The sequence below is a fragment of the Dactylosporangium aurantiacum genome (genome assembly GCF_000716715.1).
In the GTDB taxonomy this organism is placed as follows: Bacteria; Actinomycetota; Actinomycetes; order Mycobacteriales; family Micromonosporaceae; genus Dactylosporangium; species Dactylosporangium aurantiacum.
Genome location: NZ_JNYJ01000189.1, coordinates 1 through 278, shown reverse-complemented (window position 1 = coordinate 278; position 278 = coordinate 1). Strand labels below are relative to the sequence as shown.

Genomic DNA, 278 nt, shown 5'->3' with positions numbered 1-278 from the left:
GCTCGCGGATGTCGGTGCAGATGGTGTCGTGGTCGGGGTCGCTCTTGGCGACGAGTCTGGGCCGGGACCAGCGGGCGTGTTCTCGGATGCGTCGGTGCACGGTGCGCAGGCTCAGCGGCGGGCGGCCCAGGGCTCGCCAGATCCGGGCGGTGGTCCATGCTTTCGGCGTTTGCAGCAGACGGCGGATGCGGTCTCCGAGTCCTGGGCTGCCGAGCCGGGGTCGCCCGGATCGGGGTCGGTCCGGTAGTCCGGCGATGCCTTCGGTGTCGTGTCGGGTG

The 278-nt window shown here is 71.6% G+C and carries 1 protein-coding gene; it reads right to left on the bottom strand.

The features are described from left to right. Positions 1 to 278 (bottom strand): helix-turn-helix domain-containing protein (locus tag OP18_RS56700; protein ID WP_162189954.1); only part of this gene is annotated, 278 nt, incomplete at both ends.